This window comes from Pantoea sp. ABR1s, assembly GCF_057812235.1.
Window position 1 is genome coordinate 3,260,997 of the sequence record NZ_CM173823.1, and the last position, 15,071, is coordinate 3,276,067.

15 protein-coding genes and 1 rRNA gene are annotated in these 15,071 nt (G+C 54.9%); 8 read left to right on the forward strand and 8 right to left on the reverse strand.

The features are described 5' to 3' along the window. Positions 1–49 precede the first annotated feature (49 nt). Positions 50–1,589 (reverse strand): 16S ribosomal RNA (locus ACXKZD_RS15495). Positions 1,590–1,994: 405 nt separating this feature from the next. Next, the gene (gene gmhB, locus ACXKZD_RS15500; protein ID WP_010671870.1) at positions 1,995–2,555 is read right to left on the reverse strand and encodes a D-glycero-beta-D-manno-heptose 1,7-bisphosphate 7-phosphatase; all 561 of its coding nucleotides are present in this window, start codon (positions 2,553–2,555) and stop codon (positions 1,995–1,997) included. 189 nt (positions 2,556–2,744) lie between these two features. On the opposite strand from gmhB, the gene metN reads away from it, so the two are divergent. From metN to proS, 6 genes are all read left to right on the forward strand, one after another. Next, entirely contained in the window at positions 2,745–3,776 is a 1,032-nt protein-coding gene (gene metN, locus ACXKZD_RS15505; protein WP_010254188.1) for a methionine ABC transporter ATP-binding protein MetN, read from the forward strand. Beyond that, a complete protein-coding gene (locus ACXKZD_RS15510; RefSeq protein WP_003852613.1) occupies positions 3,769–4,422 on the forward strand; it encodes a methionine ABC transporter permease MetI in 654 nt (217 codons plus the stop codon). Before metN ends, ACXKZD_RS15510 begins: the two co-directional genes overlap by 8 nt. Positions 4,423–4,456: 34 nt before the next feature. After that, on the forward strand, positions 4,457–5,272 hold the full coding sequence (locus ACXKZD_RS15515) for a MetQ/NlpA family lipoprotein (protein ID WP_010254184.1): 816 nt from the start codon (positions 4,457–4,459) through the stop codon (positions 5,270–5,272). A 128-nt stretch (positions 5,273–5,400) separates the two neighbouring features. Next, positions 5,401–5,799, forward strand: a complete 399-nt coding sequence (gene rcsF / locus ACXKZD_RS15520; protein WP_010254182.1) for an Rcs stress response system protein RcsF — start codon at positions 5,401–5,403, stop codon at positions 5,797–5,799. Next, entirely contained in the window at positions 5,796–6,500 is a 705-nt protein-coding gene (tsaA, locus tag ACXKZD_RS15525) for a tRNA (N6-threonylcarbamoyladenosine(37)-N6)-methyltransferase TrmO (protein ID WP_434747086.1), read from the forward strand. The genes rcsF and tsaA overlap by 4 nt, the downstream gene beginning before the upstream one ends. Before the next feature lie 89 nt (positions 6,501–6,589). Beyond that, positions 6,590–8,308 (forward strand): proline--tRNA ligase, encoded by a 1,719-nt coding sequence (gene proS, locus ACXKZD_RS15530; RefSeq protein WP_010671869.1) that lies wholly within the window; start codon positions 6,590–6,592, stop codon positions 8,306–8,308. Positions 8,309–8,540: 232 nt separating this feature from the next. Here proS and arfB read toward each other — a convergent pair whose 3' ends face one another. Then, positions 8,541–8,951, reverse strand: a complete 411-nt coding sequence (gene arfB / locus ACXKZD_RS15535) for an alternative ribosome rescue aminoacyl-tRNA hydrolase ArfB (protein ID WP_010254175.1) — start codon at positions 8,949–8,951, stop codon at positions 8,541–8,543. 217 nt (positions 8,952–9,168) lie between these two features. On the opposite strand from arfB, the gene ACXKZD_RS15540 reads away from it, so the two are divergent. Together ACXKZD_RS15540 and rof are read left to right on the forward strand one after the other, a co-directional pair. Then, complete coding sequence (locus ACXKZD_RS15540; protein ID WP_010254172.1) at positions 9,169–9,369, forward strand: YaeP family protein; 201 nt, start codon at positions 9,169–9,171, stop codon at positions 9,367–9,369. Beyond that, the gene (gene rof, locus ACXKZD_RS15545) at positions 9,356–9,616 is read left to right on the forward strand and encodes a Rho-binding antiterminator (protein ID WP_010254167.1); all 261 of its coding nucleotides are present in this window, start codon (positions 9,356–9,358) and stop codon (positions 9,614–9,616) included. The genes ACXKZD_RS15540 and rof overlap by 14 nt, the downstream gene beginning before the upstream one ends. 40 nt (positions 9,617–9,656) lie before the next feature. Here rof and ACXKZD_RS15550 read toward each other — a convergent pair whose 3' ends face one another. The 5 genes from ACXKZD_RS15550 to accA form a co-directional block, all read right to left on the reverse strand. Next, positions 9,657–9,965 (reverse strand): c-type cytochrome, encoded by a 309-nt coding sequence (locus ACXKZD_RS15550; protein WP_010254164.1) that lies wholly within the window; start codon positions 9,963–9,965, stop codon positions 9,657–9,659. Further along, entirely contained in the window at positions 9,965–11,284 is a 1,320-nt protein-coding gene (gene tilS / locus ACXKZD_RS15555; protein WP_337037665.1) for a tRNA lysidine(34) synthetase TilS, read from the reverse strand. Before tilS ends, ACXKZD_RS15550 begins: the two co-directional genes overlap by 1 nt. A gap of 52 nt (positions 11,285–11,336) precedes the next feature. Continuing rightward, entirely contained in the window at positions 11,337–11,726 is a 390-nt protein-coding gene (locus tag ACXKZD_RS15560) for a VOC family protein (RefSeq protein WP_033771008.1), read from the reverse strand. Positions 11,727–11,790: 64 nt separating this feature from the next. Continuing rightward, positions 11,791–13,941, reverse strand: coding sequence for a lysine decarboxylase LdcC (locus ACXKZD_RS15565; protein WP_337037667.1), 2,151 nt, complete (start codon positions 13,939–13,941; stop codon positions 11,791–11,793). Between the two features lie 169 nt (positions 13,942–14,110). Then, positions 14,111–15,067, reverse strand: coding sequence for an acetyl-CoA carboxylase carboxyl transferase subunit alpha (gene accA, locus ACXKZD_RS15570; RefSeq protein WP_010254150.1), 957 nt, complete (start codon positions 15,065–15,067; stop codon positions 14,111–14,113). Between the last annotated feature and the right edge of the window lie 4 nt (positions 15,068–15,071).

A 15,071-nucleotide genomic window follows, 5' to 3' on the forward strand; every position in this document is an offset into this window, starting at 1 on the left:
TTTTTATCAGACAATCTGTGTGGACACTGCGCGGGAAGGTATCTTCAGGTAAGGAGGTGATCCAACCGCAGGTTCCCCTACGGTTACCTTGTTACGACTTCACCCCAGTCATGAATCACAAAGTGGTAAGCGCCCTCCCGAAGGTTAAGCTACCTACTTCTTTTGCAACCCACTCCCATGGTGTGACGGGCGGTGTGTACAAGGCCCGGGAACGTATTCACCGTGGCATTCTGATCCACGATTACTAGCGATTCCGACTTCACGGAGTCGAGTTGCAGACTCCGATCCGGACTACGACGCACTTTGTGAGGTCCGCTTGCTCTCGCGAGGTCGCTTCTCTTTGTATGCGCCATTGTAGCACGTGTGTAGCCCTACTCGTAAGGGCCATGATGACTTGACGTCATCCCCACCTTCCTCCGGTTTATCACCGGCAGTCTCCTTTGAGTTCCCGACCGAATCGCTGGCAACAAAGGATAAGGGTTGCGCTCGTTGCGGGACTTAACCCAACATTTCACAACACGAGCTGACGACAGCCATGCAGCACCTGTCTCAGCGTTCCCGAAGGCACCAAAGCATCTCTGCTAAGTTCGCTGGATGTCAAGAGTAGGTAAGGTTCTTCGCGTTGCATCGAATTAAACCACATGCTCCACCGCTTGTGCGGGCCCCCGTCAATTCATTTGAGTTTTAACCTTGCGGCCGTACTCCCCAGGCGGTCGACTTAACGCGTTAGCTCCGGAAGCCACTCCTCAAGGGAACAACCTCCAAGTCGACATCGTTTACGGCGTGGACTACCAGGGTATCTAATCCTGTTTGCTCCCCACGCTTTCGCACCTGAGCGTCAGTCTTTGTCCAGGGGGCCGCCTTCGCCACCGGTATTCCTCCAGATCTCTACGCATTTCACCGCTACACCTGGAATTCTACCCCCCTCTACAAGACTCAAGCCTGCCAGTTTCAAATGCAGTTCCCAGGTTAAGCCCGGGGATTTCACATCTGACTTAACAGACCGCCTGCGTGCGCTTTACGCCCAGTAATTCCGATTAACGCTTGCACCCTCCGTATTACCGCGGCTGCTGGCACGGAGTTAGCCGGTGCTTCTTCTGCGGGTAACGTCAATCGACAGGGTTATTAACCCTGTCGCCTTCCTCCCCGCTGAAAGTACTTTACAACCCGAAGGCCTTCTTCATACACGCGGCATGGCTGCATCAGGCTTGCGCCCATTGTGCAATATTCCCCACTGCTGCCTCCCGTAGGAGTCTGGACCGTGTCTCAGTTCCAGTGTGGCTGGTCATCCTCTCAGACCAGCTAGGGATCGTCGCCTAGGTGGGCCATTACCCCGCCTACTAGCTAATCCCATCTGGGTTCATCCGATAGTGAGAGGCCCGAAGGTCCCCCTCTTTGGTCTTGCGACGTTATGCGGTATTAGCCACCGTTTCCAGTGGTTATCCCCCTCTATCGGGCAGATCCCCAGACATTACTCACCCGTCCGCCACTCGTCACCCAAGAGCAAGCTCTCTGTGCTACCGTCCGACTTGCATGTGTTAGGCCTGCCGCCAGCGTTCAATCTGAGCCATGATCAAACTCTTCAATTTAAGTTTGATTTGCTTAAACAAGTTAAGCGGTGCTCATCTGTAAAACGTCATAATGAATTTCATTATGTGTTCACTCGTGAGGCTTGATATTTTTTTACGTCCGGAGACGCTGATATCAATCCTGCGAGTGCCCACACAGATTGTCTGATAAATTGTTAAAGAGCAGTGCGAACAGTGCGTTAGCGTCCTGTCGCGAGGTGGCGTATATTACGCTTTCCTCCTGCAGAGTCAACCTCTTTCTCAGAAGTTTTTCTCCGGCGGCGCAGTCTCCTGTGCCTCCTGACCCGTTTTCCGTTTCCGGTTTGCCGTGTCAGTGGAGGCGCATTATAGGGAACGGCTCAGATAGCGCAAGTGCAAATTGAGACTTTTTTTCTGTTCGTCTGAAATTTGCACAAAAGCGCCGTTTTACCCCTTTTTAATGCGCGCCGGAAGCTCTGCCAGGCTATTAATCACCCAATCTGCTGCTGCTTCACCTTCAGCAGTGACCGGTTTGCCGCTGCGCACCAGTACTTTCTTGCCGACACCGGCAGCCTGCCCTGCCAGCATGTCTTCCAGCTTGTCACCCACCATATAAGAAGCGGCCATATCAATATTCAGTTCTTCCTGCGCCGTCAGCAGCATACCCGGCTGAGGCTTGCGGCAGTCACAGGCCTGACGGAACTCTGCTACTGTTGCTTCAGGATGGTGAGGACAGAAATAGATGCCATCAAGATCAACATCGCGATCGGCCAGCGACCAGTCCATCCATTCTGTAAGCCGCATAAAGGTATCTTCAGTAAACATACCGCGCGCGATGCCAGACTGATTGGTCACGACCACCAGCGCAAAACCCATTGTCTTAAGTTGTTGCAGCGCTTCAATCGTGCCGTCAATAAACTGGAAGTCATCGATCTCATGGACATAGCCATTGTCGACATTAAGGGTGCCATCACGATCAAGAAAAATAGCGGGGACTTTATTCGCCACGTAGAAACTCCTGCTGTAAAAATTGCCGATCAGTATCGCATGATTGCTATAAAAGGGAGAATGTCAGATTGAATCACTTCCATTGATTTAGACGTCTGGATGCCTTAACATCCATCCAGCTTTTATACCGAATAAAAGCGACGAGGCTTCCCACACCACGGACAACGCAACACGATAATAAATAACATAATGATTAAACTAGAAAATATCACCAAGGTGTTTCAGCAAGGCACGCGGTCTGTTCCGGCGTTAACGGATGTCAGCCTGCACGTGCCTGCCGGACAGATTTATGGCGTTATCGGTGCTTCCGGTGCCGGTAAAAGTACGTTGATTCGTTGCGTTAACCTGCTGGAGCGCCCTACTTCGGGCCGCGTACTGGTAGACGGTGCTGATTTAACCGCACTCAACGAACGTCAGTTAACTCAGGCGCGCCGCCAGATCGGCATGATCTTCCAGCACTTTAATCTGATGAACTCCCGTACCGTCGCGGGCAACGTTTCTCTTCCACTGGAACTCGGTAATCTCTCCCGCGCTCAGATCACGGCTCGCGTAACTGAGCTGCTGGAACTGGTGGGATTATCAGACAAGCATGATGCCTGGCCCGCCAATCTGTCGGGCGGACAGAAGCAGCGTGTCGCGATTGCCCGCGCCCTGGCCAGCAATCCCAAGGTTCTGCTGTGTGATGAAGCCACCAGCGCACTGGATCCCGCGACGACCCGCTCTATTCTGGAATTGCTTAAAGACATTAACCGCCGGCTTGGGCTGACGATTCTGCTGATCACCCATGAAATGGATGTAGTGAAACGCATCTGCGATCAGGTTGCGGTCATCAGTCACGGTGAGCTGATTGAGAAAGATAGCGTCAGTGAGGTCTTCTCTCATCCTAAGACACCGCTGGCGCAGCAGTTTATTCAGTCTACGCTGCATCTGGATATTCCGGATGATTACCAGCAGCGTCTTTCTGCCACCGCCGCTGAAGGCACCGTGCCTCTGCTGCGGCTGGAATTCACCGGTAAATCGGTTGATGCGCCGCTGCTGTCTGAAGCTGCCCGCCGTTACAACGTGAATAACAACATTATCAGTGCCCAGATGGATTACGCCGGTGGCGTGAAGTTCGGCATCATGCTGGCCGAAATGCACGGCACAGAAAGCGATACCCGCGAGGCGATAGCCTGGCTGAAGGAGAATCATGTGAAAGTAGAGGTGTTAGGTTATGTCTGAAGCGATGATGTGGTTGCTGGGACGGGGCGTGTGGGAAACGCTTATGATGACCTTCGTCTCGGGCTTTTTCGGTTTTGTGCTGGGTCTGCCGGTCGGCGTTTTACTCTATGTCACCCGTCCGGGCCAGATTCTGCAGAATCAGGGACTTTATCGCGTGCTCTCCGCGCTGGTGAATATCTTCCGCTCCATTCCTTTCATTATCTTACTGGTCTGGATGATTCCTTTTACTCGCGTAATCGTCGGCACCTCAATCGGACTGCAGGCGGCCATCGTTCCGTTGACCGTTGGCGCGGCGCCGTTTATCGCACGTATGGTTGAAAATGCCTTGCTGGAACTGCCAACCGGACTGATTGAAGCGTCAAGAGCTATGGGCGCCACGCCAATGCAGATCATCCGTAAGGTTCTGCTGCCGGAAGCGATGCCTGGCCTGGTGAATGCTGCGACCATCACCCTGATTACCCTGGTTGGTTACTCCGCCATGGGTGGCGCGGTGGGTGCCGGTGGTCTGGGCCAGATCGGTTATCAGTATGGTTATATCGGATATAACGCCACTGTGATGAATACGGTATTGGTGTTGTTAGTGGTTTTGGTGTATCTCATTCAATTCTGTGGCGACCGCATCGTGCATGCGGTGTCCCATAAATAAGCCAGCAATATCACATTATTAAGAAGGAAAGGATATGTCTTTCAGATTCAAGAAAATTGCCGCTGTGGGTGCACTGATTGGCGCGATTGCGCTGGCAGGATGCGATCAAAAAGAGAAAGACCCTAACCACATCAAAGTGGGTGTGATTGTCGGTGCTGAGCAGCAGGTTGCTGAAGCAGCGCAGAAAGTTGCCAAAGAGAAATATGGTCTGGACGTTGAGCTGGTCACCTTCAACGATTACGTACTGCCGAATGAAGCGCTGAGCAAAGGCGATATCGACGTCAACGCCTTCCAGCACAAACCGTATCTGGATCAGCAGATCAAAGATCGTGGCTACAAGCTGGTTTCAGTGGGTAACTCCTTCGTCTACCCGATCGCGGGCTATTCGAAAAAGATTAAGTCACTGGATGAGCTGCAGGATGGCGCTCAGGTTGCCATTCCAAACGACCCGACCAACCTGGGCCGTACGCTGCTGCTGCTGCAGAAAGTGGGTCTGATCAAGCTGAAAGATGGCGTGGGCCTGCTGCCAACCTCACTGGATATCACTGAAAACCCTAAGCATCTGAAAATTGTTGAGCTGGAAGCGCCGCAGCTGCCACGCTCACTGGACGATCAGCAGATCGCGCTGGCGGTTATCAACACCACCTACGCCAGCCAGATTGGCCTGACACCAGCCAAAGATGGTATTTTCGTCGAAGATAAAGATTCACCGTACGTGAACCTGATTGTGGCGCGCGAAGATAATAAAGATGCGGAAAACGTGAAGAAATTCGTCAAGGCTTACCAGTCTGACGAAGTCTACGATGCCGCTAACAAAGTCTTTAACGGCGGCGCGGTTAAAGGCTGGTAATTCAGCTGTTCATCTCCTTAAGGGCGGCGCTATGCCGCCCTTTCTGTTATTGGGTGCCCTGCCCGACTTGTTATTTATTCTTGTCCTTGTTTCAATAACGCCACTTTTTGAAACCTGAGGATGTTGCCATGCGTTTTTTACCGCTCTGCTTGTTAGCATTGATGCTGACAGGGTGTGTTCATGAGTATCACCCGATAAGCAGCGCACCGTCCCGGCCGCAGCAATCCAGTGAACCCACCCGCAAGCCTGTGTCACGACCGGCACCGGTTAAGCTCTATACCGATGCCGCCGATCTGGTCAGCAAGCCGTTCCGCGATCTGGGTGAAGTCTCCGCTGAAGATTGCCAGATGAGTAATCAGAACTCCCCAGCCAACATCGCTACTGCACGTAAACGCCTGCAGATCAAAGCGTCACAGATGAAAGCCAATGCGGTGCTGCTGCATCAGTGTGAAATCGTCACCGGCACGCCAGGCTGCTATCGTCAGGCGGTGTGTCAGGGTTCGGCACTGAAAGTCAGCAATCAATGAGTGAATTCGCCTTTGCGCAAATTGGGGTAATCCGCTCACCGTGGAAGGAGAAGTTTGCCGTGCCGCGCCAGCCAGGGCTGGTGCAGGATGGCGGCGGCGAACTGCACCTGCAGCCACCTTACAATCAGCCGGAAGCGGTGCGTGGACTGGAAGCGTTCAGCCACCTCTGGCTGCTGTTTGTCTTCCATCAGACGATGGAGGGCGGCTGGCGTCCCACGGTTCGCCCTCCCCGGTTGGGCGGCAATGCGCGCATGGGTGTATTTGCGACACGTTCAACGTTCCGTCCCAATCCCATTGGCATGTCGCTGGTTGAGCTAAGGGGTATCAGGATTGAAAAACAGCAGGTGATCCTGCAGCTTGGCAGTCTGGATTTGGTCGATGGCACCCCGGTGGTGGATATCAAACCTTATCTGCCTTTTGCCGAAGCATTGCCCCATGCCCAGGCGGGTTTTGCTCAGGCGGCACCTGCGGCTGATATGCCGGTTCGCTTCTCCGCGCTGGCACAACAGCAGCTTCACCAGCAGTCGCGCTACCCCAATCTGGCTCGCTTTATCAGTGAAGTGCTGGCACAGGATCCCCGTCCCGCTTACCGTCAGGGCGAAACGCAGGCGCGGGAATATGCGGCCTGGCTGATGGATTTTAATGTACGCTGGCGCATTGACGATGCCGGTACTGAAGTGATCGCTATCGACCCGCGTTAAAACCCGCTTTTGAGCCGGTGATCTCACTGGTACACTAGCCGCCAGCAAAATTCTGTCTGTGACTTTCCGATCAACTGGAACCGTAATCAATGCGTACTACTCAATATCTGCTCTCTACTCAGAAAGAGACGCCTTCCGACGCTGAAGTGATCAGCCACCAGCTGATGCTGCGCGCCGGTATGATCCGCAAACTGGCTTCTGGCTTGTACACCTGGTTACCGACCGGGGTTCGCGTGCTGAAAAAAGTCGAAAACATCGTGCGCGAAGAGATGAACAACGCGGGCGCGGTTGAGATTTTAATGCCGGTTGTGCAGCCCGCCGACCTGTGGCAGGAGAGCGGTCGCTGGGAGGAGTATGGCCCGGAACTGTTACGTATTGCAGATCGCCACGAGCGTCCGTTCGTGCTGGGTCCAACGCATGAAGAGGTGGTCACTGACCTGATCCGCAATGAGCTGAGCTCTTATAAGCAACTGCCGCTCAACCTCTATCAGATCCAGACCAAATTCCGTGATGAAGTCCGTCCGCGCTTTGGCGTGATGCGTTCACGTGAATTCATCATGAAAGATGCTTACTCGTTCCACGTTTCGCAGGAGTCGCTGCAGGAAACGTATGACGCGATGTACCGCGCCTATAGCCAGATCTTCAGCCGTATGGGTCTGGATTTCCGCGCCGTGCAGGCCGACACCGGCTCGATTGGCGGCAGCGCCTCCCATGAGTTCCAGGTTCTGGCGCAGAGCGGTGAAGATGATGTGATCTTCTCTACCGATTCTGATTACGCGGCCAATATTGAGCTGGCCGAAGCCGTCGCACCCGCCGGTGAGCGCGCAGCGCCGTCGCAGGAGATGCAACTGGTCGAGACGCCAGACGCAAAAACCATCGCGGAGCTGGTTGAGCAATTCAGTGTGCCTGTTGAAAAAACAGTGAAAACGCTGATTGTTAAAGGTGCTGAAGAGAGCGGCCACGCGCTGGTTGCCCTGCTGGTACGCGGCGATCATCAGCTTAATGAGATCAAAGCGGAGAAGTCAGAGATCGTTGCGTCACCGCTGGTGTTCGCGACCGAAGAAGAGATTCGCGCTGCAGTGGGTGCCGGACCGGGTTCAATCGGCCCGGTTGGTCTGCAGATGCCTGTTATTGCTGACCGTACCGTGGCGAAGATGAGCGACTTCAGCGCCGGTGCCAACGTCGATGGTAAGCACTACTTCGGCATTAACTGGGAGCGCGATCTGCCGCTGGCCAGCGTTGCGGATATTCGTAACGTGGTCGAAGGCGATTTAAGCCCGGATGGTAAAGGCACGCTGCAGATTAAGCGCGGCATCGAAGTCGGTCATATTTTCCAGCTCGGCACCAAGTATTCTGACGCGCTGAAAGCGTCTGTTCAGGGCGAAGATGGCCGCAATCAGGTGATGAGCATGGGCTGCTACGGCATCGGCATCACCCGCGTTGTTGCGGCAGCCATTGAGCAGAACCATGACGACCGCGGCATTATCTGGCCAGCCGCACTGGCACCTTTCGAGGTTGCGATTCTGCCAATGAATATGCAGAAATCGTTCCGGGTTAAAGAGCTGGCGGAAGAGCTGTATGCCACCCTGCGTGCTAAAGGCGTTGAGGTTATTCTGGATGACCGTAAAGAGCGTCCGGGCGTGATGTTCGCTGATATGGAACTGATCGGTGTGCCACACACCATCGTCATTGGTGACCGCAATCTCGATAATCAGGAGATTGAGTACAAATCACGTCGTGCCGGTGAGAAGCAGATGATTAAGCAGGATGAAATTGTTGAATTCCTGCTGAAGGCTCTGAATAAGTAAGTTCTTAGCGTTAATCAAAGCGGGCTGAATCTGGCCGCAACAGATGAGCTCAACGCGAAGGGAACCGGGTCAGGAGAGGAAAGCGTCCCGCGCCAGGGACGATGCGGGCCGAGCGGCCATGGATGGCTTTAGCGACTTTCCGATCTGACCCCGTTCCCTGAGCAGGCTCGATCTCTTCGCCGCTCGCCCCTGACGTTGTAAGTACTCAAACGCCCCGCCTGCGGGGCGTTTTTTATTGCACCTTGCCGCGCATCGATTTAGTTGAACTGCGGCGGGCTTTTCCTTCCAGACGGCGCTCTTTTGAGGCGCGGGTCGGCCGCGTGGCGCGCCGGGCTTTTTCCACGGTACTCAGCTCCTGGATCAGATTAACCAGACGTTGCAGCGCCGCTTCACGATTCATCTCCTGACTGCGATACTCCTGCGCCTTGATCACCACAACGCCATCACCGGTAATCAAATGATGAGTGGCGGTGAGCAGCCGCTCTTTATAAAACGCGGGCAGTGAAGAGGCAGCAATATCGAAACGCAGATGAATGGCGGTGCTGGCTTTATTGACATGTTGTCCGCCTGCGCCCTGAGCACGAATCGCCGTCAGCTCGATCTCACTCTCCGGAATCTCAACCGAACGGGATAGCATAATCATAAGCTCGCTCCCCACACCTTAACCACGTTGACCTCCGATAACCTGTTCATCAAATTAACCTTTTGTGCTCTGATTTATTCCGCCTCAGACAGCGGAATCTGTCACTTTAGCAGTGATTCGCGCACTGTTCCTGCTTTACGCAGGCTGATTTCCTCTAAATGGCTATGATATAGTCGCCAGTTAACCAGAGTATTTACGCTCTGCCGAGGAGGGCCACGTGCAAAATTATTGTGAGTTAGTTCGCCGGAAGTATGCCGAAATCGGCAGCGGGGATTTAGGTTACATACCGGATGCGATTGGCTGCGCATTGAAGGCACTTAATGATGTTGCCGCAAATACTGAGCTAAACTCTTCTGTCAGGGAACAGGCGGCCTACGCCGCTGCTAACTTATTGGTGAGCGACTATGTTGATAAATGAAGCGTACCAACCTATCAATTGCGATGATTACGATAATCTGGAACTCGCCTGCCAGAACAACTGGATGCTGTCGCTGGAAATGAAAGATGGCGAGCAGCTTAAGGCAAAAGCCAAAGAGATCTTTTCACGTAAGAACGTTGAATATCTGGCTATCGATCTTTCCGGTGAACATCGCGAATTACGTCTCGACCATATCGCCAGCTTCACCCATCCCGAGTTGGGTACGGTGGTTGTCAGCGCAGAGTAACCTACGCATTCAGGGCGGGACCTTTCCGCCCTGTTAAACTTCAGGGCTGCAACGAACTGTAGTACGCCGCTAAATCCGCCATATCGCTGTCACTCAATCCCGCCACAAACGCCTTCATGACTTCAGCCTGACCGCCACTGCGTTCGCCCTTTTTATAGGCCTGCAGCGCATGTTCCAGATAAGGTGCGTGCTGCCCGGCCAGGTCAGGATAGAGCGGCACCGCCGCTTTTCCCGCTGCGCCATGACAGGCCATGCAACTGCCCGCTTTCTGTGCGCCGCGCTGCGCATCACCCGCTGCCCATGCCGGTAACACGGTGACCGCTAAACAGGCGATAAGCCACTGTTTCATTATTGTTGTTCTCCTGCGCCGGATGCCCCGTCCCAGACTATCTGCCAGCCCTGCTGATCAGGGGCCGCGCCATCACGGGTGACAAAGAGAGTCGGAACGCAGACCAGCGTCTGGTTATAAAAAATTAACGGCAGCCGTTCACGCTGCCACGGTGGTATCTGTAACTCCTGCCACAGTTTTTTCATTTCCCTTCCGCCACGACGGCCCACCAGATGGACATGACCCTGTGCGTGAAACCGCACGCTGACCTGCTCATCCGGCTCAGGATAGCGCAACAGGCTCTGCGACTGGCTGGCACGCAGCGTGCCAAGGTTCTGCGGTAACGCCAGCGGCTGGCAGAGATCGGGCCATGCCAGCGCGGTGTCGCGCAGTGAACTGAACAACGGCAGCCAGTAGAGCTGCTGACGGTAACGACGGAGTTCAGCCTGACCGAATCGCAGCCGGGGCTGCGCATCCTCCCGGCTCGCCATCACTTCGTCGTGGATGCGTTTCAGCGCTTCACGGGACGGCATCGTCCCACCCTGTCCGGCGATCCAGCGCCGCAATAAGGCATTAGCACGCAGCTCACTCATGGCCATTAAGGGTGGAAAGTGCAGGCTGCCATCAGGCTGGATCAGCTCTGCCAGTTGCCCGACGAGCAGTTCATCCAGCAACTGCTCCTGCTCACTGCATAACGCCGCACTGCGGGCCGTTGCCCCGGCAAAATGGGGCCAGCGCTGGTAAAGCTCAGGCAGCAGCCGCTGACGCAGAAAGTTGCGGTCGTAGCGAAGATCCTGATTGCTCTCATCTTCAATCCAAACCAGCTGATGCGCGTCGGCATAGGCTTCAAGCGACTGTCGCGTCTGATTCAGCAGCGGACGCACCAGCTGATGTGAACCCAGCGTGCGTGTCGCGGGCATCGCTGCCAGCCCGGCGGGGCCACTGCCGCGCTTCAGCGCCAGCAGGAATGTTTCGCACTGATCGTCGAGGTGCTGCGCTGTGAGTAACACTTCGCCCGGCTGCAGTGCCGCACTCAGCGCCTGATAACGGGCAGTGCGGGCGGCTGCTTCAATGCCGTTTTCCCTGCCATCAACGTTAACGCGGAGCACTTCACAGGGCAGCTGCCACTGCGCGCAAATCGTCTGGCAATGGGTTGCCCAGCGATCGGCATTCGGGCTAAGCCCATGGTGAACATGCAGCGCCCGCAGGCGCAACTGAGGATGCTGCTGCTGCCAGCCGCGAAGCTGATGCAGCAGCACGGTTGAATCCAGTCCACCGCTGAATGCGACCACCAGGGCGGCATCAGGTTGCAACAGAGTGTCAAAAGCGGGCAAAGACATGGCAGAATCCAGAAAATCGGGCCACTGAATGTCGCCCGCTGAGCGCGCTATTTTACGCCTGATAAAGCTCCAGCGGCAAACCATCCGGATCGGCAAAGAAAGTGCATTGTTTACCGGTCAGGTCATCAATGCGAATCGGCTCGCAGATAACGCCTTTATCGGCCAGCGTCGCGACGGCAGCGGCAATATCCGGCACGGTAAAGGCCAGATGACGCAGGCCACACGCCTCGGGATGGCTGACTCGCGCCGGCGGCTCAGGAAAAGAGAACAGCTCAATGGTATAGCGATCCTGTAGGGCAAGGTCGCCTTTCCAGGAGTCCCGCGCTTCGCGGTAATATTCGCCCATCAGACGGAAACCCAGTACGTCACAATAGAATGCTTTGCTGCGCTGATAGTCAGAGGCGATGATGGCGATGTGGTGAATAGCGGTTAACTGCAACATGTTCAATTCCCTGATTCGGGCAGGCTGTCCGCAGACACCCTGCCGCTGATAGTCGTTTAAAGGTTTATGCGAGGTCGTTTTTCAGCACGCGGACGCGATACTCGCCCTCTTCGGTCAGGCTGGCACCGTGAATATCCGTTTCGAAGCCCGGATAATGCCGTCCAATGCTGCACAGCATCAGCAGAAAATCGAGCACCGCGCGGCTCTTCTCAGTAATCATCTCGCCTGGCATCACCAGTGGAACGCCTGGCGGATAAGGCAGAATCATATTGGCTGACACCCGCCCGACCAGCTCGCTGAGTTCCACCGTTTCGATATTGCCCTTCACCTGCTGCTGAAATGCCTGATGCGGCGTCATCTTCATTTCGGGCAGGACATCAAATGCCTGCAGCATCAGACGCGGCAGATCGTGATGGCGGATCAGCTGATGGATCCCCTGCGCCAGTGTCTGAATGCGCATATTGCGATAGAAGTCAGGATCTTCGGCATAGAGATCCGGCAGCATGTTTTTCACCCGCAGATTAAGATCGTAGGCGCGTTTGAACTCGGTCAGTCCGCGCAGCACGCTCATTGCTTTGGTTTTGTCGATGCCGATGCTGAACAGGAACAGCAGGTTATAGGGACCGGTTTTCTCCACCACGATGCCGCGCTCATCCAGAAACTTCGCCACCAGCGCCGCCGGGATCCCCTCTTCCGCCATCTTCCCCAGTTCGCTCATGCCCGGCGTCAGAATGGTGACTTTGATCGGATCCAGGTACATGTGATCGCGATCGGCCTGAGTAAATCCGTGCCACTCTTCGTCGCCGGGCTGGATCGGCCAGCATTGCGCTTCGTCAACCTCTTCCGGTTGCCAGATATCAAAGAACCAGCTGTCGGACTCTTCGCGCAGGCGCTGGATCTCCCGACGGAAGTGCAGCGCGCGCTCCACCGAGCGATTGATCAGTCGTTTACCGGGATTGCCACGCAGCATGGCAGCAGCAGTTTCAATAGAGGAGACGATGGCGTAATTGGGCGAGGTGGTGGTGTGCATCATGTAGGCTTCGTTAAACGTCTGTTCGTCGTAGTCGCCCTTAATGTGAATCATTGATGCCTGCGAAAACGCCGCCAGCAGTTTGTGGGTCGATTGCGTCTCATACACCACTTTTCCCGGGATGCGGTCGCCACTCATGCCACTTTTACCGGCGTAGATCGGATGGAAATTAGTGTAAGGCACCCAGGCTGAATCGAAATGAATCGACGGTACATCCAGTGTCTCTTTGATGTACTGGGTGTTGTAGAGCAGCCCATCATAGGTGGAGTTGGTGATCACCGCATGAACCGGCCAGGTGGCACGGTCGGTGGCAGCCACCTTGCACGAAATGCTCTCGCGGGTGAACTCCTGCTTCGGGATACCGCCGAGAATACCCAACGCATTGCGGGTCGGCTTCAGCCAGATGGGGATAAGATCGCTCATCATCAGCAGATGGGTCAGTGACTTGTGGCAGTTGCGATCGATCAGCACGGTGCTGCCCGCCGGTGCGGCATACATGCCGACAATTTTGTTCGACGTTGAGGTACCGTTGGTCACCATGTAACTCTGCTCGGCGCCAAAAGTGCGTGCAATGTACTCCTCCGCTTCAAGGTGCGGACCGGTGTGATCAAGCAGCGAACCCAGTTCGGTAACGGAAATTGAGATGTCCGATTTCAGGGTATTGGCCCCGAAGAAATCGTAGAACAGGCAGCCCACCGGGCTCTTCTGAAACGCGGTACCCGCCATATGGCCCGGCGTGCAGAAGGTGTACTTGCCCTCTTTCACATAGGTGAACAGCGCTTTAGTCAGCGGCGGCGTAATGTGGTCGAGATAGTCATCGGTATATTGCCGGATATGCAGCGCGATATCGTCGGCGGCATTCAGCGCGTACTCAAAAAAGTGCAGCGGCATGCGCATCTCATTGACGCTGATGTCCATCTGCGAGTGGGTGTTGATAAAGGCGTACAGCGGCAGGTATTCGTTGAGCTGATTAATCTCACCGCAGAGTTCCGGACTGTTGTGCGCGTCCCAGTCGAAGATGACGCCGCTGATACGCGGATTGTGCTCGATCAGTTTCAGCAGATCTTCACTGTTTTTCGGGTACAGCAGCCTGAAGCCTTGCAGATTTAACGCCGCGTCGAGTTCGCGTAACGGTTCATCTTTATAAAACACGCCGTGCGCGCCCATGATCGCCAGAATATTCAATGCCCATCTCCCTGATTATTGTGGAACCGGACAAGCATAACCGCTAACCCGCGGAAGGTGTAGCGAGGCGGCTATCGGATGGCGCTGAAAGAGAGGGGAATAGCGTGCGGAGATAAACCGGCGACATAAAAAAAGCGGACCGGAGTCCGCTTTTATTGATGGGGCTAAATCAGGCGTAGCCGTAGCTCATCAGGCGCTGATAACGACGATCCAGCAGCTCTTCAGTGCTAAATCCATCGAGATCGGCCAGATCGGCCAGCAGCTGCTGCTTCAGTGACTGCGCCATATCAACCGGACGGCGATGCGCGCCACCCAGTGGCTCAGGGATCACGGAGTCAATCAGCTTCAGCTCTTTCAGACGGTGAGCGGTAATGCCCATCGCTTCAGCGGCCAGCGGCGCTTTGTCAGCGCTTTTCCACAGAATGGATGCACAGCCTTCCGGCGAGATCACTGAATAGGTGCTGTACTGCAGCATATTCACTTTATCGCCCACGCCAATCGCCAGCGCACCACCTGAACCGCCCTCACCGATGACCGTACAGATCACCGGCACTTTCAGGCCAGACATTTCACGCAGGTTGCGGGCAATCGCTTCAGACTGCCCACGCTCTTCCGCGCCCACACCCGGATAGGCACCCGGTGTGTCGATGAAGGTGATGATTGGCATTTTGAAACGCTCAGCCATCTCCATCAGGCGCAGCGCTTTGCGATAGCCTTCCGGTGCTGGCATGCCGAAGTTACGGCGAATTTTCTCTTTGGTTTCACGGCCTTTCTGGTGCCCGATGATCATCACCGGACGTCCATCAAGACGTGCAATCCCGCCCACAATCGCTTTGTCATCGGCATAAGCACGGTCGCCCGCCAGCTCATCGAAATCGTCGAAGGCGTTGCGCACGTAATCAAAGGTGTAAGGACGCAAAGGATGACGCGCCAGCTGAGCGATTTGCCATGCGCCCAAATCGGCGAAGATCTTACGGGTCAGCTCAACGCTTTTCTCACGCAGACGCTGAACTTCTTCATCCAGATTAACGTGTTTATCATCCTGACGACCAATTGAGGTCAGCGAATCGATCTTCGCTTCCAGTTCTGCAATTGGCTGTTCAAAATCCAGGTAATTAAGACTCATAATG